This window comes from Deinococcus detaillensis, assembly GCF_007280555.1.
In the GTDB taxonomy this organism is placed as follows: domain Bacteria; phylum Deinococcota; class Deinococci; order Deinococcales; family Deinococcaceae; genus Deinococcus; species Deinococcus detaillensis.
Genome location: NZ_VKDB01000003.1, coordinates 55,033 through 78,310, shown reverse-complemented (window position 1 = coordinate 78,310; position 23,278 = coordinate 55,033). Strand labels below are relative to the sequence as shown.

General features: G+C 62.5%; 20 protein-coding genes. 11 read left to right on the top strand and 9 right to left on the bottom strand.

Translation table 11 applies throughout. The features are described from left to right. Nucleotides 1-14: 14 nt before the first annotated feature. The 4 genes from ppgK to FNU79_RS04390 form a co-directional block, all read right to left on the bottom strand. Nucleotides 15-764: a polyphosphate--glucose phosphotransferase gene (ppgK, locus tag FNU79_RS04405; RefSeq protein ID WP_143719693.1), complete on the bottom strand. Its 750-nt coding sequence runs from the start codon at nucleotides 762-764 to the stop codon at nucleotides 15-17. 113 nt (nucleotides 765-877) lie between these two features. Continuing rightward, a complete protein-coding gene (locus FNU79_RS04400; RefSeq protein ID WP_143719692.1) occupies nucleotides 878-3,115 on the bottom strand; it encodes an ATP-dependent Clp protease ATP-binding subunit in 2,238 nt (745 codons plus the stop codon). A gap of 282 nt (nucleotides 3,116-3,397) precedes the next feature. Next, entirely contained in the window at nucleotides 3,398-3,961 is a 564-nt protein-coding gene (locus FNU79_RS04395) for an NUDIX hydrolase (RefSeq protein WP_225429882.1), read from the bottom strand. Beyond that, entirely contained in the window at nucleotides 3,958-4,581 is a 624-nt protein-coding gene (locus FNU79_RS04390; RefSeq protein ID WP_143719690.1) for a MazG family protein, read from the bottom strand. The genes FNU79_RS04395 and FNU79_RS04390 overlap by 4 nt, the downstream gene beginning before the upstream one ends. 134 nt (nucleotides 4,582-4,715) lie before the next feature. Here FNU79_RS04390 and FNU79_RS04385 point away from each other — a divergent pair, with 134 nt between their 5' ends. Continuing rightward, nucleotides 4,716-5,285, top strand: coding sequence for a hypothetical protein (locus tag FNU79_RS04385; protein WP_143719689.1), 570 nt, complete (start codon nucleotides 4,716-4,718; stop codon nucleotides 5,283-5,285). Between the two features lie 75 nt (nucleotides 5,286-5,360). Here the strand turns inward: FNU79_RS04385 and treS are convergent, their stop codons facing one another. Next, nucleotides 5,361-7,025 carry a maltose alpha-D-glucosyltransferase gene (gene treS, locus FNU79_RS04380; protein ID WP_143719905.1) on the bottom strand — a complete coding sequence of 555 codons (1,665 nt, stop codon included), beginning with the start codon at nucleotides 7,023-7,025 and terminating at the stop codon, nucleotides 5,361-5,363. 181 nt (nucleotides 7,026-7,206) lie between these two features. Next, a complete protein-coding gene (locus FNU79_RS04375; protein WP_143719688.1) occupies nucleotides 7,207-7,647 on the bottom strand; it encodes an OsmC family protein in 441 nt (146 codons plus the stop codon). A 338-nt stretch (nucleotides 7,648-7,985) separates the two neighbouring features. Here FNU79_RS04375 and FNU79_RS04370 point away from each other — a divergent pair, with 338 nt between their 5' ends. Both FNU79_RS04370 and FNU79_RS04365 read left to right on the top strand, forming a co-directional pair. Continuing rightward, complete coding sequence (locus FNU79_RS04370; RefSeq protein WP_143719687.1) at nucleotides 7,986-9,194, top strand: coiled-coil domain-containing protein; 1,209 nt, start codon at nucleotides 7,986-7,988, stop codon at nucleotides 9,192-9,194. A gap of 138 nt (nucleotides 9,195-9,332) precedes the next feature. After that, nucleotides 9,333-10,202: an alpha/beta hydrolase gene (locus tag FNU79_RS04365; protein ID WP_143719686.1), complete on the top strand. Its 870-nt coding sequence runs from the start codon at nucleotides 9,333-9,335 to the stop codon at nucleotides 10,200-10,202. On the opposite strand, the gene FNU79_RS04360 is transcribed toward FNU79_RS04365, so the two are convergent. Further along, a complete protein-coding gene (locus FNU79_RS04360) occupies nucleotides 10,199-11,041 on the bottom strand; it encodes a PhzF family phenazine biosynthesis protein (protein ID WP_143719685.1) in 843 nt (280 codons plus the stop codon). The two genes, FNU79_RS04365 and FNU79_RS04360, sit on opposite strands and share 4 nt — an antisense overlap. A gap of 136 nt (nucleotides 11,042-11,177) precedes the next feature. On the opposite strand from FNU79_RS04360, the gene murD reads away from it, so the two are divergent. The 7 genes from murD to ftsA all read left to right on the top strand — a co-directional run bounded on the left by murD (nucleotide 11,178) and on the right by ftsA (nucleotide 19,454). Beyond that, entirely contained in the window at nucleotides 11,178-12,551 is a 1,374-nt protein-coding gene (gene murD, locus FNU79_RS04355; protein WP_143719684.1) for a UDP-N-acetylmuramoyl-L-alanine--D-glutamate ligase, read from the top strand. Between the two features lie 2 nt (nucleotides 12,552-12,553). Next, nucleotides 12,554-13,672 (top strand): FtsW/RodA/SpoVE family cell cycle protein, encoded by a 1,119-nt coding sequence (locus FNU79_RS04350; RefSeq protein ID WP_143719683.1) that lies wholly within the window; start codon nucleotides 12,554-12,556, stop codon nucleotides 13,670-13,672. Nucleotides 13,673-13,812: 140 nt separating this feature from the next. Beyond that, on the top strand, nucleotides 13,813-14,907 hold the full coding sequence (gene murG, locus FNU79_RS04345; protein ID WP_143719682.1) for an undecaprenyldiphospho-muramoylpentapeptide beta-N-acetylglucosaminyltransferase: 1,095 nt from the start codon (nucleotides 13,813-13,815) through the stop codon (nucleotides 14,905-14,907). A 113-nt stretch (nucleotides 14,908-15,020) separates the two neighbouring features. Next, nucleotides 15,021-16,382, top strand: a complete 1,362-nt coding sequence (murC, locus tag FNU79_RS04340; protein ID WP_143719904.1) for a UDP-N-acetylmuramate--L-alanine ligase — start codon at nucleotides 15,021-15,023, stop codon at nucleotides 16,380-16,382. After that, nucleotides 16,379-17,251, top strand: coding sequence for a UDP-N-acetylmuramate dehydrogenase (locus FNU79_RS04335; protein WP_143719681.1), 873 nt, complete (start codon nucleotides 16,379-16,381; stop codon nucleotides 17,249-17,251). The genes murC and FNU79_RS04335 overlap by 4 nt, the downstream gene beginning before the upstream one ends. Next, entirely contained in the window at nucleotides 17,242-18,081 is an 840-nt protein-coding gene (locus FNU79_RS04330; protein ID WP_225429881.1) for a cell division protein FtsQ/DivIB, read from the top strand. The genes FNU79_RS04335 and FNU79_RS04330 overlap by 10 nt, the downstream gene beginning before the upstream one ends. After that, nucleotides 18,078-19,454 (top strand): cell division protein FtsA, encoded by a 1,377-nt coding sequence (ftsA, locus tag FNU79_RS04325; RefSeq protein ID WP_143719680.1) that lies wholly within the window; start codon nucleotides 18,078-18,080, stop codon nucleotides 19,452-19,454. Before FNU79_RS04330 ends, ftsA begins: the two co-directional genes overlap by 4 nt. Before the next feature lie 90 nt (nucleotides 19,455-19,544). Here the strand turns inward: ftsA and FNU79_RS04320 are convergent, their stop codons facing one another. Then, on the bottom strand, nucleotides 19,545-20,159 hold the full coding sequence (locus FNU79_RS04320) for an HAD family hydrolase (RefSeq protein WP_225429880.1): 615 nt from the start codon (nucleotides 20,157-20,159) through the stop codon (nucleotides 19,545-19,547). A gap of 417 nt (nucleotides 20,160-20,576) precedes the next feature. On the opposite strand from FNU79_RS04320, the gene cysS reads away from it, so the two are divergent. After that, nucleotides 20,577-22,070 (top strand): cysteine--tRNA ligase, encoded by a 1,494-nt coding sequence (cysS, locus tag FNU79_RS04315; RefSeq protein WP_225429879.1) that lies wholly within the window; start codon nucleotides 20,577-20,579, stop codon nucleotides 22,068-22,070. 199 nt (nucleotides 22,071-22,269) lie between these two features. On the opposite strand, the gene cysK is transcribed toward cysS, so the two are convergent. Then, nucleotides 22,270-23,232 carry a cysteine synthase A gene (cysK, locus tag FNU79_RS04310; protein WP_143719679.1) on the bottom strand — a complete coding sequence of 321 codons (963 nt, stop codon included), beginning with the start codon at nucleotides 23,230-23,232 and terminating at the stop codon, nucleotides 22,270-22,272. Nucleotides 23,233-23,278 lie beyond the last annotated feature (46 nt).

The window sequence follows — 23,278 nt, the reverse complement described above, 5'->3', positions numbered from 1 at the left end:
TTGCCATCCAACCTCTACCGCTCCAAAGCGTACAGCGCCGCGCCCACGATACCCGCGTCGTTTTGCAAGCTGGCCGTGACCACTTTGGTTTTGCACTCAATGTTCGATTGCCATTTGTCGGCCTTTTTGCTGATGCCGCCGCCGATAATAAACAGATCCGGCGAAAACAGCATCTCGACATGCTGCAAGTATTTGTTGGCCCGCTTCGACCAGCTTTTCCAGCCTAAATCTTCTTGTTCGCGGGCGCGGTCTGAGGCCCAGGCTTCGGCTTCGGTGGCGGCCTTGTCGACGTTGAGCCACAAATGACCGAGTTCAGTATTGGGCACCAGCACGCCGCCGTACATCAGTGCGCTGCCAATACCGGTGCCGAAGGTCAACAAGATCACCGAACCGACCTCGCCCTTGCCCGCGCCGAAGCGGGTCTCAGCGAGTCCGGCGGCGTCAGCGTCGTTGAGGAGGGTGACTTGCTGGCCGGTGGCTTTGGTAAACAGGTCATCGGCGTCGAGGCCAATCCAGCCTTTGTCCACATTGGCCGCGCTCATGGTGTGGCCGTGCTGCACCACGCCGGGAAACGTCACCCCAACTGGCCCGGTGTGATCGAAATGCTTGACCAATTCGGCCACCACCTCGGCGACGTCGTGTGCTTTGGCCCCGGCCGGTGTATCAATTCGCAGGCGCTCTGCCGTGAGCTTGCCGGTGTCCGTGTCTACAGGAGCGCCCTTGATCCCGCTGCCGCCGATGTCAATGCCGAGAATGAGGCTCATATCTTTTAGCGTATCAAGTTTGAATGGGGGGATGCGTTTATTTCTAGACCCTCCCCCCCACCAAAAAAAGGGAGCAGACCCCTCAAGGTCCACTCCCTGTACTTTCAAAACACTCAGGCCAGAATCTGGGTTTGCTCCTGCTTGCCGCGCTCGAAGGTCAGGTGTTCGGTGCCGATCTTGACCCGCACTTCCTCATCGCCGTGCGAGAGCAGTTCCAGCGCCAGCGGGTCTTCGATCTCCTCGCGCACCAGGGTGCGGAGCTGCCGCGAGCTGCCCACCGCGTGCTTGGGACTGCGGGCCTTAAGTTTGCTGACCAGCCAAGCCGCCACACCCGCTTCAAATTCCACGCTGAGTTCGCGGCTGGCCAACTCCTCGCGCATCTCGTCGAGCAGTTGCTGCGACACCCGCACCAGTTCGTCCTCGCCCAGAGGCCGGAACCGAATCACTTCGTCGAGGCGGTCTAAGAATTCGGGGGTGAACATATGGCGCAGCGGGGTGTTGTTGTCAGGCGTGACCGGACTGAATCCGGCAGTGGGGCTGACGTTGAAGCCGGTGTTGCTGGTCATGATCAGGATGGTGCGCCGGAAGTCCACCGTGCGGCCCAGTCCATCGGTCAGGCGGCCATCGTCGAGAACCTGAAGAAAGGTGTTGTAGATGTCGGGGTGGGCCTTTTCGATTTCGTCGAGCAAAATGACGGAAAAAGGCTGACGGCGCACCGCTTCGGTCAGGCGTCCACCCTGCTCGTAGCCCACATAGCCGGGAGGCGAACCGATCAGCTTGCTGACGCTGTGGGCTTCCTGAAATTCCGACATGTCCACCCGGATCAGCGACCGCTCAGAGCCGAACAAGGTACGGGCCAGCGCTTTGGCGAGGTGGGTTTTGCCCACGCCGCTCGGCCCCACGAACAGGAAGCTGGCCGCCACGCGGGTGCGGCCCCCCAGACCCACACGGGCGCGGCGCAGGGCGTTGCTGAGCGCTTTAATGGCCTCAGGCTGGCCGTACACCTGCGAGTCGAGCTGATCGTCGAGGTCGGCGAGTTGGGCCGCCGTCTCCTCGGAGTAGATGCCGCCCATCGAGTTGATGACGCTCTCGATGTCCTCACGGGCCACCATCGGCTCACCCATCTCGTTCTCGGCGACTTGAATGCCGAGGCTCATGTTCAGGCGCACCCGGCTGGCGGCTTCGTCGATCAGGTCAATGGCCTTGTCGGGAAAGTTGCGGCCCGGCAAGCTGCGTTCACCGATACGCACGGCCAGATCAATGGCCGCGTCAGGAATCTGGACGCCGTGATGCTCCTCGTAGCGGGCACGCAGACCGCGCAAAATCTGAACTGTCTCAGCGGGGCTGGGTTCCAGCACGATGACGGGTTGGAAACGGCGCTCCAGGGCTGCGTCCTTTTCGATGTAACGGTGATACTCACCCGTGGTGGTCGCGCCGATCACCTGAATCTCGCCGCGTGAGAGGGCAGGCTTGAGGATGTTGGCCGCGTCTAGCGTGCCTTCCGCGCCGCCCGCGCCGACCAGGGTGTGCAGCTCGTCAATGAAAGCCATGACTTTGGCGTTGCGGAGTTCCTCAATGATCTGGCGCAGCCGCTCCTCGAATTCGCCCCGGTATTTGGTTCCGGCCACCACGCCCGACAGGTCTAAGCTGACCAGCCGGACGCCGTGCAGGTTGGGCGGGGTGCGCTTTTCGTGAATGGCCAGCGCCAAGCCTTCGACGATGGCGGTTTTGCCCACGCCCGGATCACCGATCAAAACTGGATTGTTCTTGGTGCGGCGCGACAGGATCTGGGTCACGCGGCGAATTTCATCAGCGCGGCCAATCACCGGGTCGAGTTTGCCCTCACGCGCCTGCTTGGTCAAATCACGGCCATATTCGTCGAGGAAGGGCGTAGCCACCGGCTTGGCTGCCTTGCCGCCCGCCGCGTCGCCCTGCGCCAGAATGCGCCAGCGGATGGTGTCCACGTCTTTGGTGAGTTCCTGCAAAATGCGGAAGGCCACGCCGTCACCCTCGCGGATGATGCCCAGCAAAATATGCTCGGTGGACGTGACCTGCGCTCCCAGGCTGCGGGCCTCGGCGCTGGCGAGTTCCATCACCCGGCGGGCACGCGGCGTGATGCTGGGCGCGTCGTTAAGGCGGTTGCCCTCGCCGCGCCCGATGATTTCTTCGACCCTGCGGCGCAGACCGTCTAAGGTGGCGTCAAATTCGCCGAGGATCAGCGCCGCCGTGCCGCCTTCGCGCATCAGGCCCAACAGCAGATGTTCGGGGCCAACCATGGCGTGGCCGAGGCGGTTGCCTTCCTCGCGGGCGTAGTGAAAAACCAGTCTGGCTCGGTCATCGTATCGGTTCATGGCATCCCTCGAAAACTGGCCGTACAGACCAAAGAACGAACTTGAATGAAGGGGGCGGCGGCGCGGCTTGGGGTGAAATGAACGCTCGGGAAGTATAGGGGAAGCGCTCTGAACGGCAGGTCACAAATGAAGCTGGCAACGCCGGTCAGGCGCGGCAGCGTGCAGGAAAAACGTTCAAAAAAGCTGGGCACTGGCGTTATTTTAGAGCGGCGCGGTGAGGAGCAGACCGCCTAATCTCACCATCTTGCGCTGACGCCCCGCTGAACAGAGCGGCGCGGGGCCTTAGTGGACGCCACTTTCCAGCAGTTCATGCACCACCCGCGCCGTCATGCCCCAGATGTCGTGGCCCTGCCAGGGATAGCGGTACAGCAAAAAACGGCGGCCGTCTGGCCCGGTTCGTTCTTCGGCGGGCTGCTCCAAAGCACGCAGCTCGCTCAGCGGCGGCAGCAAAATAGCCGCCACTTCGCTGCTCGGTGCGAGGCGCGGCAGGGCTTCCAAGCGGGCCAGCACCGGCGTGACGTGAAAACCCGCTGGCGTGAACACGTCGTCGAGTTCGCCCAGCACGCTCACAGTTTCAGGTTCTAGGCCGACTTCTTCCCAGGCTTCCCGCAAAGCCGCCTGCATGGCCGTTTCGCCCGCTTCCAAGCTGCCGCCGGGAAAGCTGATCTGGCCCTGGTGGGTGGGAAGATCGCTGCTGCGGACGGTGAGCAGCACCCTCGGATCGGCCTCGCGGGTCAGGCCTACCAGCACGGCGGCGGCGCGGTAGTGCGGCAAATGCAGAGCGCGGCGGGTACGCTCACGCTGCCAATCGGCCCACGGGTCAAGCTCAGACTTCTCCCCTATCACTCGGCGTCCAATTCGCGCAGGGCAGCGTCGGTGCGGGCACGCAGGGCAATTTCGGGGTCAATCCCGCCCGCCCGCGCCCACGCCACCACAGCAGCGAGCACTTGCCCGGCGCTTTGTTCGTCGCAGGCGACTTGTTGGAGCGCTTCGTCAATGGCAGAAGTTGAACTGGCGTTCGCCTGACTTAGCTTCTGGGCCTGCTGCTCCCGTGCCAGTGCTCCCAGCGCACGTGGAATCTGGTCGGCGGCTCTGCGGGGCTGGCCGCCACGCTCCTGCGTTTTGATGCTCTGCCAGTTGCGGATCACCTCGTCGCTTCCCGCCACCTGAACGTCACCGAACACGTGCGGATGACGCCGAACCAGCTTGTCTACGATGCTCTGTTCAACGTCTCGGTAGCTAAACGTGCCCGCTTCCTCAGCAATCACGCTGTGAAACGCCACTTGCAGCAGCACGTCGCCGAGTTCGGCCGGTAACTCGGTCATATCGCCCGCCGAGATCGCGTCGGCGGCTTCGGCAGCTTCTTCGAGCAGGTAGGGGCGCAGGGTCTGGTGGGTCTGTTCCTGATCCCAGGGGCAACCGCCGGGCGCACGTAGGCGGCGCATGGTACTGAGCAGCTCATTCACTCCGCTATGCTACCCGCCCAGATGAGGGCCAACGGCGAACTTGCTTGCCAAACTGAAGGCGAGCTGACGTGCCGGGCCGCCTCAACTCACTGACAGGTCACCTTTCATCAGCTTGTTTGGCTCACAGTGAGGCCATGACTCGCCTCCCCCTGAACCCACTGCGTTTGACCAGTGCCGCCGCCCTGAGCTGTGCCTTAATGGGTGCAGCGCTCGCCCAAACCGCTCCCGACACCGCTGCTCCACCAGCCCCTGCCGCTACGACAGTTCCGGCACCGACGCCGCCCGCCCCTATTCCTGCTCCAGTCATGGCAGCGGGGCCGCTTAATCGCGAGAAGCTGCAAAACGCCACCTACGTCATTTTGCCGCCAGTGATTCAGGGCAACGCTTCACTGATCGGCGGCAGCGACCTCAAAGAAGTTTTGGGAGCCATGTCACGCGACTCGCAGGGCGCTCTCAAGCGGCACTACCCCGGTGCCAGTTTCACCACTGATGTCAATGCCCCAAACGTAATCCGGATCTCACCGCAGATGCAGGCCCCCGGCGCTCTGGTGCCCTGGGCCAACATCGGTGCCCGCTGGGTGCTTCAGGCACAGGGCGCACCGGACTTGGTGTTGCAGCAAGACTTCAGCTTGTGGTCGGTGTACACGCACCGCGCCGACGCCGCCAACTTCGTGTTCGACCAATTGGCCCAGCGGCTGCCTTAAACAGTTGTAGGGAATAAAAAAGAGAGGCGAAAAGGAAAAGCCAATCCTTTTCGCCCCTCTTACCACTTCCCAAACCTAATTCAGCCGCATCCAGTAGTAATCATATTTGCCCAGCGTCATCGGGTACGGCTCCTCGCCGATTATGGGAAAAGGGCTGGCTCCGGCCAACGTTACGGGCGTACGGTTGCGGTAAGCACTCAGGTCGAGCGTGACGGCCTGCGCGTTGGCGGCGAAGTTGCTGACGATCAGCAGGGTTTCTTCCTCGGTGCGGCGGACAAACGCCAAGATCGCCGGGTTGTTGGTGTCGACAAAGGTCAAGTCGCCGTGCGCAAACGTCGGGTGGCGGCGGCGCAGTTCGAGCTGACGCGAGTGCCACTTCAGGAGGCTGCTGGGGTCTTGCTCCTGACTGGCGACGTTGACCCGCTGGAAGCCGTACACCGAATCCTGAATCGGCGGGAAAAAGCAGTCGGCGGGCGCAGCCGTAGAAAAGCCGCCGCTGGTTCCGGCATTCCACTGCATTGGAGTCCGTACGCCGTTGCGGTCGGCCTGCGACAGGTCGTCGCCCATGCCGATCTCGTCACCGTAATACAGAAAGGGACTGCCCGGCAACGCCAGCAGCACGGTGGTCAGTAACTCGATTTTGCGCCGGTCATTGTCGAGCAGCGAAGACAACCGGCGGCGAATACCCACGTTGATCTTCATGCGGGTATCGGGCGCGTAAGCGGCGTACATGAAGGCCCGCTCGTCGTCGGTGACCATTTCCAGAGTGAGTTCGTCGTGGTTTCTGAGGAAGGTGGCCCACTGCCCGAACGCCGGAATGGCTGGCAGGCGGTCCATGATCTCGCGGATGCTGGAGGTGTCCTCGCGCTTGAGGCTCATGTACAACCTCGGCATCACCGGGAAATTGAAGCACATGTGGAACTCGGGATCGGCGTCGGTGCCGAAATATTCCACCACGTCCTCGGGCCACTGGTTGGCCTCGGCCAGCAGCAGCCTGCCGGGATACTCGTTGTCCACCATCCGCCGCAGACGCTTAAGAATCTCGTGGGTCTCAGGCAAGTTCTCGCAGTTGGTGCCTTCCCGCTCCACCAGATACGGCACGGCGTCCACCCGGAAGCCGTCCACGCCGAGTTCCAGCCAGAAGCGGGCGGCGGTCAGCAGTTCATTGGTGACTTCAGGGTTGTCGAAGTTGAGGTCAGGCTGGTGCGAGAAGAAACGGTGCCAGAAAAACTTGCCGACCTGCTCGTCGTACGTCCAGTTGCTCGTTTCGGTGTCGGTGAAAATAATGCGGGCGTCGGCGTACTCAGTGCCGGTGTCGCTCCAGACGTAGTAAGAGTAATACGGGTTCTCCGAGCCGTCGGGCAGGGTCGGGCCTTTACGGGCGGCCTGAAACCAGGCATGCTGGTCGGAGGTGTGGTTGGTGACAAAATCCGTCACGACTTTGAGGCCGCGTGCGTGGGCTTCGCGCAAAAACACCTTGAAGTCCTCTAAAGTGCCCAGATCCGGGTGAACGTCGGTGTAGTGGGCCACGTCGTAGCCGTCGTCGCGCAGCGGGCTGGGATAAAACGGCTGGAGCCACAAGCAGTCCACGCCCAGCGTGCGCAGGTAATCGAGCTTGCCAGTCAGGCCTGGAAAGTCGCCTTTGCCGTTGCCGTCGCCGTCAGCGTAGGTACGAACCGAGAGTTCATAAAAGACGGCGCTTTTGTACCACTCGCCGGGCTGCTGCACCGAGGCGGTCATGCTAGGTGGGGGACTGGTAGAAGGGGGCTGAGTCATGCGGCTTATTCTAGAGAACCTTAAGTTGGAAGCGTCCACCCTTTGTTAAGACTTGAGGGTATCAAGGCCTGTACCCGGCTCAGACACGGGCGCAACAAAAAAGCCCCAGCACTCGGCCAGGGCAAATTTCCAAACGGGCGGGGAGCTAGTTTTCCAGCACCGCTTCGTGCTCAATTTCCACGTTGCCTTTCATGATCTGGCTCAGCGGGCACGTCTCGGCGGCTTTGGCAACCTGCGCTTCAAAGCCGGCTTGGTCGAGGCCGTCCACCGAGCCGCGCACCATCAGCTTCATTTTGGTGATCTTAAAGCCTGCGCCGTCGGGCTGCATCACGCAGGTGGCGTCGGTGGCCAGCAAGCGGGCCGGGTGGCCATCAGCCGCGAGCAGGGCCGAGAGCTGCATGGTAAAGCAGCCGCTGTGGGCCGCCGCCAAGAGCTCTTCGGGGTTGGTGCCAGGAGCGTCTTCAAAACGGGTGTGAAAGCTGTAGGGCGTTTCTTGGAGGACGCCGCTACCGCTGCTGAGCGTGCCTTTGCCGTTTCGGAGGTCGCCTGTCCAGCGGGCGTTTGCTTTGCGTTCGATAGTGGCCATAGATTTCATGAGACACCTTAAAGAAGCTAGCAAGGTGAAAACACGCTCTGGAGATCTTCAGGAAGAGTCGATAACCAAATCTTGCCGAGTTGGCCTTTAGAGTACCTTAAGGCCGCTGCGAGCAAGAGCAAAACCCTGCCGGACTTCCCGGCGGGCCGCTGCCACCCCCCCCAGCGGCAAATGCTCTGGGGTGCTATACATAAAGACTCAGTTAGGCAAGTGTCATGCCCAGCCGGGATTATGTGACACAATTGGCGCTAGATGTGAGTAAGGTGGCACCCCTAACAGCGTAGCCGGTTCATCCGGCTTGTCCGATCCACTCTCACCTTGGAGGAACTATGAAGCACAAATTGATGAGCACCACTCTCACATTGATGATCGGCAGCTCAGCTTTGGCCGGTGGCGCTGGCCCCGCACCCATCGTGACTCCTGTCAAGCCCGCGCCCGTCATGCCCGCCGTCAAGCCTGCGCCCCCCATGCCCAAACCGGCCATGGCGATGCCTGCCTGCACCGAAGGCGGCTGGGCCAAGCAAGCCATCGATCTGGTCACGTCCAAGGGCCTGTTCATCGGCTATCCCGACGGCAGCTTCGATTGGTGTAGTGCCATTACCCGCCAAGAAGTGGCGCAGGTGCTGGCCCGTTTGCTATCTCAGTTGCCCGCGAACCAGACCACTTTCGATCCTGCTCAGCTCGACGTTTTGCGTCAGGGCGTGCAGCAAGCCCTCGACGGTCTCAAAGAACTGACCGCGCGGGTTGACGCCCAAGACCAGACCATCGCCGATTTGCAAAGCCAGATTGCGGCGCTGCAAGCGGCCATGGACAACATGCCCGCTGCTGGTAGCGGTGAAGCAGGCGCGGTAGGCCCACAAGGTGAAGCCGGCCCAGCAGGCGCAGTTGGCCCAGCAGGCGCTAACGGAGCCGACGGCGCACAAGGCGTGGCTGGCCCAGCAGGCGCGGACGGCGCTGCCGGTGCTGATGGAGCCGACGGCGCAGATGGTGCTGATGGCGCTGCCGGTGCACAAGGCGCGGCTGGCCCAGCAGGCGCTGCCGGCCTACAAGGCATTCAGGGCGAAGTCGGCCCACAAGGCGCTGCCGGCCGCGATTTCGTACCGCCCGCCGAGCCGTTCCGCTACGGCAATTACATCGGCGCTTCGTACTACGGCGTGCTGCAAAACAGCGTCGGCACGATGGCCCGCGTGATGGTCGGCAATGACTCGCTGTTCGGCAACTTCGGCGTCCGCTTGACCGGCGACATCAAAGTCAGCGGCAGCACCCCCGGCAACAGCGCTTCGGGCTTGGTCACGTACCGGGGCACCACCGGACGCTTTGACGGCATCCTCGGCGTGGGCGGCGGCTATAACTTCGACCGTCCCGCGACCACTAACAGCACCAACAAAGGCTCCACCTTCGGCGAATTGATGGTCGGCGTCGACTACCGCATCATCGACCGCATCGCTCTGTTCGGCGAAGCCCGTCAGCACTACTACTTCGACGGCACCAACGACAACATCAGCTCGATTGCCGCTGGCCTGAAGTTCCGCTTCTAAACCATTTTTCCACCCAGAAGTCCGGCCCGCTGTGGTCGGGCTTTTTTGGTCTGCAGATTTGTGTGCAGGGCTGCGCGGCGGTGTAGTTTGGCGGCGGTGTGGTTTGGCTTTGGACTGCCTCCATGTCAGACTGCGGCCATGTCACAACCTGCGCTGCCCGCGTCTGCTCAGCCTTGGCCGTTTGCTTCGGGCGGCCCCTCTCTACACGGTGCGGTGTTCGCCGCGCCCAATGAGCGGGCCGCCGTGCTGCTCACCCACGGCTACGCCGAGCACCTTGGCCGCTACAGCCGCGTCATCGCCGCACTGAACCAAATGGGCGTGAGCGTGTATACCTACGATCAGCGCGGACACGGCCAGTCGCCCGGCGCACGGGCAGTGGTGGATATGGACGTATTGGTGGGCGACCATTTGCGGGTGCGGGAAGCGCTGCAAGGACTCCAGGTGCCGCTGATCGCCTTTGGTCACAGCATGGGCGGCCTCATCACGGCGGCTTCGGTACTGCGCGACCCACGCGGCCTTGCAGGCGTGATTTTGTCCAGCCCGCTGCTGCTGGTTGGCGAAGATGAAAGCGCGATTCTCAAAGCCCTCAGCGGCGTGCTGGGACGGTTTTTTCCCAGTTTGCCGGTTACCGTGTTGGAATCGGGCGGCTTGTCACGCCTCCCCGAAGAAGTCAGCGCTTACGACAACGACCCGCAGGTCTACCGGGGCAAAGTCCCGGCCTTGACCGCCGCCAGCATGCTGCGCCTCAGCCGCCAAATCAGCGCCGAGTATCCGCAGTGGCGCTTACCCACCTTGGTGCTGCACGGCACCGCCGACCGCCTCGCCGATGTGCGCGGCTCGCAGCGCTTTGCACAGGCGGCGGGAACGGCCCGCACCCCCAGACCGGCCATTGATTACCTCGAAGTGGAGGGCGGCTATCACGAACTGTTTAACGACACCGTGCAAACAGAAGTGACGGCCAAAATGCTGGCATGGGTGGAGCACCTATTAGCAAGCCAAGAAAGCTAGACCCTTGGCGGCCCCGCTATGCGGCCTTCCAAAGTGATCACAGCTTGGCCGAGTAACTTGACCCGCCCGCCTTCTAGGCGCAGCCGCAGCTCTCCACCACGCGCTGAGGCTTGATAAGCGCTGAGTTCGCTCTTTCGCAACTTGGCCGCCCAATACGGCGCGAGGGCGCAGTGGGCAGAGCCGGTCACGGGGTCTTCGGGGATGCCCAGATTTGGGAAAAAGCCGCGTGACACGATGTCGTAGCCCTCATCGCCCGCTGCCGTGACGATCACGCCGCGTTTACCCAGCGGCCCAAAATGCGCCAGATCCGGTGTCAGGCTCCGCACCTGCGCCGCGCTGGGCAGCTCCACCAGATAGTCGAGGCGGTTGGCACCTATCCACAGCGGCTGCGCTCCCAACAGCGCGGCCATATCTACTGGCGACTGAACTTCGGTGGCGACTTCGGCGGGAAAGTCCAGCTCGATCCATTCGCCCCGTTTCACCGCGCTGAGCGGGCCACTGAGGGTTTCAAAATGCGCCGCCGCGTCGCCCGCGAGCGCTCCGCTTTGCCACAGCCAATGGGCGGCAGCCAATGTCGCGTGCCCGCACAAATCCACCTCGACCGCCGGGGTAAACCAACGCAGCCTGTACTGATGTGAGGGCAGCGGCCAGACGAAGGCGGTTTCGGCGTGATTGAGTTCGCACGCCACCCGCTGCATCCAGTCGGGCGGCGCAGGTTCGTCCAGCAAGCACACGCCCGCCGGGTTACCGCTGTAAGCGCGGGAGGTGAAGGCGTCCACCACGGCAAGCGGCTGGGTGAGTTGTGTTTGGGTCAAATTCGGTTGAAGAAGTGCACTCATAATTGAGAAGAATACCCCGCCGTTCAAGGAGACGCGGCCACTTTGGACTAACTTGGCGGCTTTCTCAACCGGCTTTGGCCTCTGGCCTTGCAGTTGCGGCGCACTTTATTGCCCACACTGCGCTAGGCTGAGTGGCGTGACACCTTCTCCTGACCCTGCTCCTCCACATTTTTCGCCGCACGCACGGCCCCAGACCTTGGTGTATGGGTTGGGCCGCAGCGGGCGCGGCGTGCTTAGATTTCTGGCCCGTACCCAACAAAGCGCCGATTGGTTCGATGCCCGTCCCAGCGCCGAAGACTTTGATCTGGCCGCGCAATTCGGCTTTGCCCGAGCTGACCTCACTCCAGCCGACCTCACCCACCCTTACACCACGGTGGTGGCCGCGCCGGGTGTGCCGATCGACCACCCCGATTTGGAGACGCTCCGGCAGCGGGGCGCAGAAATTATCGGCGAAGCGGAACTGGCCGCCCGCGCTTATCCGCAGGTGCCGATGGTCGGCGTCACCGGCACGGCGGGCAAAGGCAGCACCACCGTTTTGATTGCCCAACTGCTGCGTGTCAGCGGCCTCAACGCCCGCGAAGGCGGCAACATCGACCCGCCGCTGCTCGACATCATGGACGGCGTGGACGCGGCGGTGGTGGAGCTGTCGAGTTTTCAGCTCGAACGGGTCAGCAGCTTTGCGCCGCGTGTGGCCGTCATCACCAATCTGGCCAGCGACCACCTTGACCGACACAAGACTGTCGAGGCTTATCACGCCGCCAAACTCAACATCACCCGCGCTCAGCGCTCCGGCAACTGCTTGATCGTTCCGGTTGGCTTAAGCGTAACAACGCAGGCCCAGATTCTGCATTTTGACGCCGCCCACTTGCACTTCTCAGACGGCTCGGCGGTGCTGGATGTCAGCGACCTGCCCGAAGGCGTGCATCCGGCCAACGCGGCGGCAGCGATTCTGGCGGCGGAGAGCTTGCTGAAGCAGTTGGGCCGTCCCGTCTTACCCGAGGTGTTCAAACAGGCTTTGAAAACGGCCCAGCCGGTCAAGGGCCGCTTTGAAACGGTGGCCCACTGGAATGATCTGCGCTTCGTCAACGACTCGATTGCCACCCGCACGGTGGCGGTGCAGTCGGCGCTGGAGCAGGCCAAGGCCCCGGTTGCTTGGCTGGTCGGCGGACGCGACAAAGGCGCAGACCTTGAGCCGCTGCGCCGCGCCGCTGCCGGTAAAGTCCGCCGCGTGATCGCTTTTGGTGAAGACGGCCCCAAATTGGCCGAGGCGTTGGGCTTGCCGTTCGTGGTGGTGCCCTTTACCGGACAAGGTGCGGAGTTGACCATGCAAGAAGCCGTGCGGTTGGCTGCCGAGACTTTGGACGGGGGCGGCACGGTGCTGCTGGCTCCCATCGGCACCAGTTTCGATCTCTACCGCGATTACGCCGAGCGCGGCGCAGCTTTTACAAAAGCGGCGCAGACTTGGATAGAGTTAAGGGACGCACGCCAAACAAGCGAGGTCGAAAAGTGAACATGAGCGCCAATTTGCTGCTGGCCCAGGTACTGCTGCTGGTGCTGGGTACGCTGGCCGTCGGCACCGCCGATCCTGAAAACTTACCGGATCAAGCTTTCAAAGCGGTGCTGGCCATCCTGATCACGGTCGGCCTCTCTCAACTGCGGCCCAAAGTGTTTCTCAAGTTGGCCACACCGGCTTGGTTGGTGAGTTTGGTGCTGCTGGTCTTGGTGTTCTTTATCGGTCATGGCACCGCCACTTCATCCGGCACCAAGCGGTGGTTGTTCAGCGGCATTTTTCAATTTCAACCGTCTGAATTTGCCAAACTCAGCCTCATTTTGATGCTGGCCAGCTTTTTTGCTCGGCGGGGCGTTTACCGCAAACTGATTTCGGCCACGTTGATGATCGCTCTGACCACTTTATTGGTGCTGATCGAACCGGACTTGGGCACCACTGTACTGATGTTCTCGCTGGGCATTGTGCTGATGTACGCCGCCGGAGTGCGCTTTACCAACATCACGGCGCTGCTGTTTGCGTTGGCGCTGCTAGCCTTACCTGTTTTGAGTATTTATTTAGAACGCAATCCTTATATTTTGGAACGCTTTTTAACGTTCATTTCGCGGGACAAAGCCAGCGAAAACGTGGCGGTCAAAGGACTCGACCAGATCGGGATGGCCCACCGTGATTTGAGTTTCGGCGGCATTTGGGGCCAAGGGCCGGAAGCGCCGCGCTATCCGTATTTTGCCGATCATACCGACCTGGCGATTGCTTCGGTGGGCTTTTCCACCGGCCTGCTGGGCGTCACGATGGTGCTGTTTGCGTACTGGCTGGTGGTCTCCACCGCTCTGCAAGTCGCCCAACTCGCCGCCCGCGTGCGCCCGATGACGCCCAATTTGCACGGAGCCAGCATCATGGCCACCGGCGCGATGTACATGATCGTGGGGCAGGCCTTTGTCAATCTGGCGGTGGCGGCGGGCATTTTCCCGGTGACCGGCGTGCCGCTGCCGCTGGTGAGTTACGGCTTTTCCAGCATGCTCAGCATGTCCATCGCGCTGGCCATTATTCACTCGGCTCTGCGGGAAGTCAGGAGCGCCCTGCCGCAGGAAGAACGGACACCGGAGCTGATCGCCGCCGACTGAGAAGAAGAGGAGCAAGCAGGGCCGCTGAATCAGGCGGCCTTTTTGCTTTGACCGGTTTGCTTTGACTGGCTTGCTTTTGTTGATTTGCTTTTAATTGGTCATTTAACAAAGCAGCTTTTGCGCTTGCTAAACTTCTCTCAATGAGTGAAGTCGTTTTGTCCACAGGCGGGACGGGTGGGCACATTTATCCAGCGGTGGCCACCGCCCGCGAGCTGCTTTTACGCGGCCATCACGTGACCTTGCTGGGCCAGCGCGGCGGCATGGAAGAAAGAATCGCCGCCGAACAAGGCTTGCCCTTTTTTGGGGTACAGGCTGGCAAACTCGCCCGCAGCGGGCAGGGCAAGGCCGACCCCCGCGAGTTGCTGCGGGCAGGCAGCGGCCTTTTGGAAGCGCGGCGCTTTCTGAGCCGAACTCGCCCCGCCGTGGTGGTCGGTTACGGCGGCTTTGCCAGCTTGCCGGGAGTGCTGGCCGCCCAGACGCTGGGCCTTCCCACTGTGCTGCACGAGCAAAACGCCCGTCTGGGCCTGACCCAGCGCTTGGCGGTGCGCCGCGCCAAAGCAGTCGGCACGGCTTATCCGGTGGTTGCCGGACTCAGCGCGAGCAAAGCGACGCTGGTGGGCATGCCGGTGCGCGAGGAACGCCTCAGCCGCACAGAAGCGCTGGCGGCGCTGGGCCTCGATCCGGGCCGCCTGACCATCTTCATTATGGGCGGCTCGCAGGGGAGTCTCGCGCTCAACAATGTCTTGCCGGAAGTGCTGCGCTCCACCTTCCCGGATGGACAGTCCGAGTTTGGCCCCGTTCAGGTGCTGCACGCCACCGGCCCGCGCTGGGTCACGAGTGTCGCGCCCCGCGTGGCCGATTTGGAATGGTACAGGGTCGAAGGCTACGTGGACGCGGTGGCGGCGTGGTCGGCGGCGGACTTGGCGATCACCCGGGCGGGCACCGGCACGCTGGCCGAAGCGGCCTTTCACGGGGTTCCGACTTTGATGGTGCCGCTGCCGGAGTCCTCGGAAAATCACCAGCTCTTCAATGCCCGCGCAGTGGAAGAAGCCGGCGCGGGGCAAGTCGTCGAGCAGCCCAGCGTCTCGGCGCAGATGGGGGGAGCGGTGTTAGAGTGTTTGGTGCCGCAGCGCCGCCGCGCCATGCAGAGCGCCGCCCTCTCCCGCAGTCCTGCTGGAGCCAGTCAGCGGCTGACTGACCTGGTGCTGGCCCACGCCCGGCCAGAGGCCACATGACCAACAGCGACATCCTCGATCAAACTTTTGCGCCCTCCGCTTCAGCCGTGCGGGAAGCGGGCGCTGATTATCATTCCGGCCAGACCCCAGCCACCCCGCCTCACTTTCACCTGATGGGCATCGGCGGCATCGGCTTATCGGCCTTTGCCCGGCTGCTCAAAGCACGCGGCTACATTGTCAGCGGCTGCGATGAATACCCTTCCGAACTCACCGCCCAACTCGAGCGCGAGGGCATCACGGTGGCGCACTGCCACGACCCCGCCCACGTTCACGGCGTAGACGTGCTGATCGCCTCCGAAGCGGTGAGCAAAAGCCACCCCGAACTGAGCGCCGCACGGCAAGCCCACATCGAAGTCCGCCCGCGTATGGCGCTGCTGGCAGAACTGCTCTCGGCTTCGCCTTCGATTGGGGTGGTCGGCACCCACGGCAAGACCACCACCACCTCCATGATCGCGGTGGCCCTACTCGGCGCGGGCCTCGATCCGGCGGCGCTGGTCGGCGGCATCGTGCCGGAATTCGATTTGCAGCATGGCGGCAGCAACGCCCGCATCGGGCAGGGGCCGTTCGTGGCCGAAGTGGACGAATCCGACCGCAATTTTCAGTACGCCGTGTGTCAGACCGCTGTGTTCACCAACGCCGAGGACGACCACGTGGGCGGAGCCGAGGGCAGCGAACTGGCGACGTATTGGAGCAGCGTGGAAGAGCAGCACGCGGCGTTTGCCCGCTTCGTCTCGCAGGCCGAGCGGGTGCTGTACTGCGCCGACTGGCCGGGCCTGGACACCTTCGTGGCCCAGCACCAGAACGCCCTGAGTTACGGCACACGGGAAGGCAGCACCTACCGGGCCACCCGGTTACAGCCCGACGAGACTGGCACGACTTTTGACCTTGAAAAGAAAGGGGAGTTGCTGGGTCAAGCACGGATCAATTTGCCCGGCACCCACAACGTCCTCAACGCGCTGGCGGCGCTGGCCGTCACCGATCTTTACGGCGGCGAGTTTGAGTTGGCTGCCGCCGCGCTGGCCGCTTTCAGGGGGCCGGGCCGACGCTGGCAGCACATCGGCAGCTTAAACGGAGCGCTAATCGTCGACGATTATGCCCACAATGCCACCAAAGTCACCGCCGCTGTGCAAGCTGCCCAGCAGACCGGAAGGCGGGTACGCGTGGTGTTTCAGCCGCACCGTTACCTGCGAACCCAGCAGAGTTGGCCGCGCCTCGCCGACGCGCTGATGAAAGCAGACGAAGTGCTGATCTTGGACATCGCCGCCGCTTCCGAGCCGCCAATCGAGGGGATTCACGCCACTCTGATCAGCGAGCGAATGCAGCAGGGCGGCCACCCCGCTGCCGAGTATTACCCCCAGCGAGAAGACGCCGTGGAGTATTTACGCGCCTCGGCCCAGCCCCGCGACATCATCGTGACGATGGGCGCAGGCGACGTTTGGAAAGTGGCCCGCCAACTTGCCGGAGTGCCGCTGTGAGCGCCGCCGTGTCCCTAAGCGCCAGCGGCGCAAAGGTGGAGCGCTTGGCCCTCTCGCGGTTCACCACGCTGGGCGTCGGCGGCCAGGCCGAGGTCTGGACAGTGGAGAACCACGCCCAACTGAGCGAGGCGATGAGCGCTCCCTACCGGATTTTGGGCGGCGGCAGCAACTTGGTGATTGCCGATGAGGGCCTCAAGGAACGGGTCATTCGGCTGGGCGGCGAGTTTGCCGCCACCGATCTGCAAGCCGCGCCGGAGAGTACCGCTGAGCACTTCATCAGCGGCTGGGTGGGCGGCGGGGTGCCCTTACCGGGCCTGCTCCGCAAATTGCGGACGCTAGGCTTGTCGGGCTTGGAAGGCACGGTGGGCGTGCCCGCTCAAGTCGGCGGCGCGGTCTGGATGAACGCCGGAACCCGCTTCGGCGAGATGTTCGACGGCTTGTTCGCCTTAGAAATCGCCACCCCAGAAGGGGTAAGCCAACTCTCGCCGGATGAACTGCCTTGGGGCTACCGCGACAGCGCCATTCCCCGCAACCACATCGTCACCCGGGTGCGCCTGCAACTCACGCGCAGCACCCCCGAAGCGGTGAGCGCGAAAATGCAGAATGCCGATACCTCCCGCAAAGGTCAGCCCAAAATGAAAACCCCCGGCTGCGCTTTCAAGAACCCCGGCGGCGTGGGCGCGGGCAAACTGATCGACGACGCCGGACTCAAAGGTACCCAAATCGGCGGGGCCATGATCTCGCCCGACCACGCCAACTTCATCGTCAATCTGGGCGGCGCGGCGGCCTCAGATGTCCACGCCCTGCTCGAGCTCATTCGACAGCGGGTCGGCGTGCCGCTTGAACTGGAGTACGAGTTGTGGCCCTAAAAACGGTGACGATCCGGGTCGGGGCCAGCGAGCGCAGCGGCAACTCCTCAGCGGCGCGGCCTGCTCTGCGCAGCAGCGCCGTTGATATCCCGCCGTTCGACGCCGCCCGCAAGGCGTCTGCCCCGCTCGCCTCTGCTGAACCGCTGCCCTCTGAGGCCATCACCTCCGAGGAGCAAAGCCCCACGCCACTGCCCCGGCGCAGCTTCTGGCAGCGCTTTGGACGGCTCATCAGCGCTGTGCTGGCCGCTGTGCTGATCGGCGGGGCGGCGGTGGGCTTGTGGTACGGGCTACCGATCAAAGCGGTGCAGATCACCGGCAACAGTCATTTGTCAGCGGCGCAGGTCAAGCAGCTTGCCGGACTCAGCGGCGAGAAGCCGTTCGGCTGGCTGTACTACGGCTTGTGGCGGGCCACTGGCCTGAGAGACGAGCCCTGGGTGGCTTCGGCGCAGCTTACCCGCATCTTTCCAGACCGGGTCGAAATCAGTGTTGCCGAGCGCACGCCCGTGGCGCAAGTCCGTGACCGCAGCGGGCAGGTCAGCGTGATCGCCGCCGACGGTACGCCCTTGCCCGGAGCCGTGGCCACTGGCCCGGTCATCTCGGGGTGGGGGCCAGACCGCACCCAAGACGCCCTGTTCGCAGTGCGAGCATTCTCGCGTTACAATGTTGAGTCAGTGACGTATACACCTACTGGCATCACGGTGCAAACCGGCAAAGGCACCATCTGGAGCGGCGACATCAAGCTGCTGCTCAAGTATGGTCAGGCCATCGAAACGCAGGCCCCTGTGGGCCGCATCAATCTTTATCCGTGGGGAGTGAGCGTCCAGAGATGAAAAATAACCCGTTTATCGTGGGGCTGGACATCGGCACCACCAAAATCACAACAGTCATCGGCGAGCTCGGCCCGCACGGCACCGTCGACATTATCGGCGAGGGCACCGTGCCCAGCGAGGGCATCAAGCGCGGCGCAGTCGTGAATTTGGAGCGCACCACCCACGCCATCAAGCAGTCCATCGCCGCCGCCGAGCGGGTCAGCGGTGTGCGGGTCAGCCACGCGTATGTCAGCGTGTCGGGCCACCACATCAAGGCCACCACCAGTCACGGTCTGGCCGCCATTCGCCGCAACCAAGAAATCACCGCCGCCGACGTGGAACGCGCCATCGAAAACGCCCGCGCCGTGCCGCTCGATCCCAATTTGGAAGTCATCCACGCCATTCCGCAGGAATACGTCGTGGACGGGCAAGAAGGCATTAAGAGCGCGGTGGGAATGCACGGCGTGCGCCTCGAAGTCGATGTGCATCTGGTCTCGGGTTCGGCGGGGCCGCTGGCCAACGTTCGCCGCTGCGTGCAGGAAGCGGGCCTGATCACCGAGGGCTTCGTGTTGCAGTCGCTGGCCTCCGGGCTGGCGGTTCTCGACTCGGGCGAGCGCGACCAGACCGTGCTGGTCATCGACATGGGCGGCGGCACCACCGACGTGGGGGTATTTAGGCGCGGCAATCTCGCCCACAGCGCCAGCATCCCGATTGGGGGCGATCACGTCACCGCCGATTTGATGCAAATTCTCAAGATCCCAGTGGAAGAAGCCGAGAATGTCAAGCGCAAGTACGGCGCGGCCCTTCCCGAACTGGCCGACCAAGAGCTGACGCTGGAAATCACCACGGCGGCGGGCGTGACCCACGCCATCAGCGCTTTTGATCTGGCCCGCATTATCAAGCCGCGTGTCAGCGAAATTTATGACCTCATCCGCGACGAAATAGACAAGGGCATGGGTCCGGTTGAGTTGGTGGCGGGCAGCGTGGTGCTCACCGGCGGCGGCGCTTTGATGCGCGGCGTCTCCGAGTTGGCCCGCGAACGCTTCCGGCTGCCGGTACGCATCGGCAAGCCCCGGGGCGTCAGCGGCCTGACCGATATCGTCAGCGGCCCGCTGCACGCCACGGCCGTGGGCTTGGTGCTTTACGGCGTGACCCACGAGCACGCCGAACTCTCGCTCGACCAGCTCGAAAAGACCGAAGCCAAGCCCGCGCCGAGCGCCAAGCCGCCGACCATCACTGGGCCTGAGCCGAGCGTGATCGTCACCAAGCCGGAACCCAAAGCCGACGCCAAGGCCGAAAAGGCTGAAGTCAAAAAAGAACCCAAAGAGCCGAAAGTCAAAACCGGCCCGAGCATTGGCGACCGCATGAAGAATTTCTTCAAAGACTGGATGTAAGGGCTGAGCATCAAAGCAGGAGCTGGGGAACTAGCCCAAAAATAAAAAGGAGCGTTAGACCGTGATAAAGCATGTCTAACGTTCCTTTTTTTAGCTTTCTATCCCCATTGCCGCCAACTCTTCTTCAAGCTGGGCCGCCGAAACGTACTGAATCGCCCGCATTCCGGTGCGGCGGGCGGCTTCCACATTCTGAATGCGGTCGTCGATCATGACGGCCTGATCAGCGGAAATATGGGCGAGCTGCATGCCGAGGCGGTAAATGGCGGGGTTGGGTTTCATCACGCCGAGGTAGCAGGAAGTAAAAAAACCCAATAAAAATTCGCGCAGCCCGAACGTGTCAATCCGGTGGGCGTTGAGGTTATCTCCTTCGTTGTTGAGCGAGTACATCCGCCGCCCCTGACCCAAGCGGCGGGCCAGCGCCAGTGTAGGCAAGTTAGGCTGACTTTGCCCGTACATGGCGGCGCGGAAACTTTCTTTGCTAAAATCACGCGGCTGATAAAACACCGTTTGGTCGAGGTATTCGTCGAGGCTCAACCTTCCGAGTTCGAGTTCGGAAACCACCAACTTGTGGCGCTCTCCAAACTCGGCCGCGTCCAAGCCAAAACGGGCCACCACGCCCGCCCGCTGATCTCTGTCCCAGCCGTTGGTCAGCAGCACGCCGCCGATATCCCAAAACAAAACTTGAGGTCCCTGCATTTTGTCCATATATTCCTCCAGCGTGCTTGCTTACCCTCAGCGCTTCTGCAAATCAGCAGCGTCAGCCACGACGCCGTGAGGCCTATAACCAAACTACTGTACAGCCAGACACCAACTTTATCAGCGTTACCTCGGCTCAGCTCTCCCGCCACCAGCGGCAAAAACAGCAGCAAAGCCGAGCGGGCCACAACAGAATTTGAGCAGAGAACTCCGGCCCGCCACTGCTAAGCCCCGTGACCCGTGCTCAATGGGGTGAACTGGAGAGGTGCTATAGTTTTTTTATGCTCAGCGCCGCTTTTCTACTCAATTCGTGTTGTGGGTGTCCACGGTAGCCGCCGATTACGCCGCGCTGCCGCCGATCCTTGCTCTGGAACGCGGCTTTTTTTGTGCCTTGACTTCTTCTCACCCGTTTGTCTTGGAGACTGTATGACCGACTCCGCTCCCAATTTTGGTTCCCTCTTCCCGGATCTCCACTGGCCCGATATCGTGCTGCACGACTCGATGCAGCGCCAGAAAGTCAAGTTCGTTGCGGGCACGCCCGGCAAAATCGGGATGTATCTGTGCGGCCCGACCGTCTACAGCGACGCCCACCTCGGCCACGCCAAAAAAGAAGTGGCCTTCGACGTGATCCGGCGCTACCTCACTCACCGGGGCAACGCCGTGCGCTATGTCAGCAACATCACCGACGTGGGTCACCTGCTGAATGACGCCGACGAGGGCGAAGACAAAATTGCCCGCCGCGCCGCGCTGGAAAAACTTGAGCCGATGGAAGTGGCCGAGAAGTATTACTGGAGCTTCATGGACGATATGGCCCGCCTCAGCGTGCAGCGGCCCAGTATTCAGCCCCGCGCCACCGGCCACATCACCGAGCAGATCGAGCTGATTCAGGAACTGATCGCCAGAGGCCACGCTTACGAAGCGGGCGGCAGTGTTTACTTTGACGTTCGCAGTTGGCCGAGTTACGGCAAGCTCTCGGGCCGCAAACTCGACGACCAAGAAGAAGGAACCCGCGAAACGGTGCGCGGCGAGAAGCGCGACGCCCGCGATTTTGCCCTCTGGAAAAAAGCCGAGCATGGCCACATCATGCGCTGGAATTCGCCGTGGGGCGCAGGATTTCCCGGTTGGCACATCGAATGCTCGGCCATGAGCCTCAAGTATCTGGGCGAGAATTTCGATATTCACGGCGGCGGCCTCGATCTGGAGTTTCCGCACCACGAAGCCGAAATTGCCCAAGCCGAGGCGGCAGGTCACGGTTTTGCCCGCTACTGGATGCACAACAACATGCTGACCATCGGCGGCGAGAAGATGAGCAAGAGTAAAGGCAACTTCACCACCCTCAAAGAGCTGTTTGAGCGGATTGATCCGCCGGTGGTGCGCTTCCTGCTGGTGGGCAGCCATTACCGCAGCGTCACGGAGATGAGCGAGGACGCTTTTGTCAGCGCCCAGAACGGCTACCGCCGACTCCACGACGCCCGCGCCGAAGTCGAGCGCCGCCTGGTGAGTGCGACGGAGCGCCCCGACGCCCTGTCTGCCAAAGTGACCCAGCACGTTCAGGCCTTTGAAGAAGCCATGAGCGACGATTTCAACACGCCCAGAGCGGTGGCGGCCCTGTTTAACCTGACCAGCGACGTGAACGCGGCGCTAGCAGGCGAAGTCGGCCGGGAAGCCTTGGAGCAGGCCAAAGCTGCTTACGACGAACTCGGCGGGCAGGTGCTAGGATTGTTCGACTCGGGCGTGGCCAACTCGGCAGGCCAAGACGACACGGCACTGGTCAGCACGCTGATGGACGTGGTGCTCGACGCCCGCCAGCATTACCGCCTCAGCAAGCAGTATGAGCAAAGCGACGCGCTGCGCGGCAAGCTGGCCGACGTCGGCGTGACGGTAGAAGACACCAAGGACGGCCAGCGCTGGAAACGCTGAGCGCCGTCTGTACCGAACCCAAATAGAACTGAGAGCTTTCTCAAGCGCTTGTCAGAAGTCGGACAGATCGGCCGAGTAGCATAACCCTTGAGCGTTGTCCCCCCCGACAGCTTAAGCGCTCATCTTCCCTCCGAAGAAGCCAGACACGCTACCCCCTAGTGTGTCTGGCTGGCTTTTTGAGAGAAATTTTATCCTCTGGTTAAGCGGGCTTCTCCATCCTTTCCCTCGAATACGGCAAATAATTGCTCGGCGTGTCGCGCTCACCGTCAAACAGGGGGGTGGTGAGGTAACGCGCCCCCGAGTCGCAGGCAATGGTGCCGATGCGCTTGCCAGCCCCCAAGCGGCGGGCCAACTCCAGCGCCGCCCAGACGATGCCGCCGCTGGACATCCCTACGAACAGGCCCTCATCGCGGGCCAAGCGGCGGGCCAGTGGGTAGGCGTCTTCCTCCCAAACCTGAATCACTTCGTCGATCAGCGTTCGGTCTAAGTTTTCAGGAATAAAGCCCGGCCCCATACCCTGAAAGCCGTGATCGCCGCGCTCACCGCCTGACAAGACGTTGCTGCGGGCCGGTTCGACCGCGTAAATTTTGACATCGGGATTCATCTTCTTGAGGTAGCGCCCCACTCCGGTAATGGTACCGCCAGTGCCGGAGCCGTAGATAAAAGCGTCGATGCGGCCGTCCATCTGCTGCCACAGTTCGGGGCCAGTGGTGGCTTCGTGGGTAGCCGGATTGGCGGGGTTGGCGAACTGATTGGGCATCCAGCCGCCCCGCTCGGCCACGATCTTCTCGGCTTCCTCGATGGCGGCCAGCATTCGCCGCTTAGGATCAGTCAGCACCAACTCGGCTCCGTAGGCGGCCAGCGTGCGCTTGCGCTCCTCGCTCATGGAGGCGGGCATACACAGCAGCAGTTTGTAGCCCCGCGCCGCCGCCACCTGTGCCAGCCCGATGCCGGTGTTGCCGCTGGTCGGCTCCACGATCAGCCCGCCGGGTTTGAGCAGGCCGCGTCGCTCAGCGTCTTCCACCATGCCCAGCGCGGTGCGGTCTTTGATGCTGCCGCCGGGATTCTGACCTTCGAGTTTGACAAAAATCTCGGCCATTCCACTTTCGGTTACGCTTTGCAGCTTGACGAGGGGCGTGTTTCCAATCAGTGCGTCCACCATGCCGCCAGTTTACTCGGCGCGGAGCAAGCAGACAGGGTCATGCGGC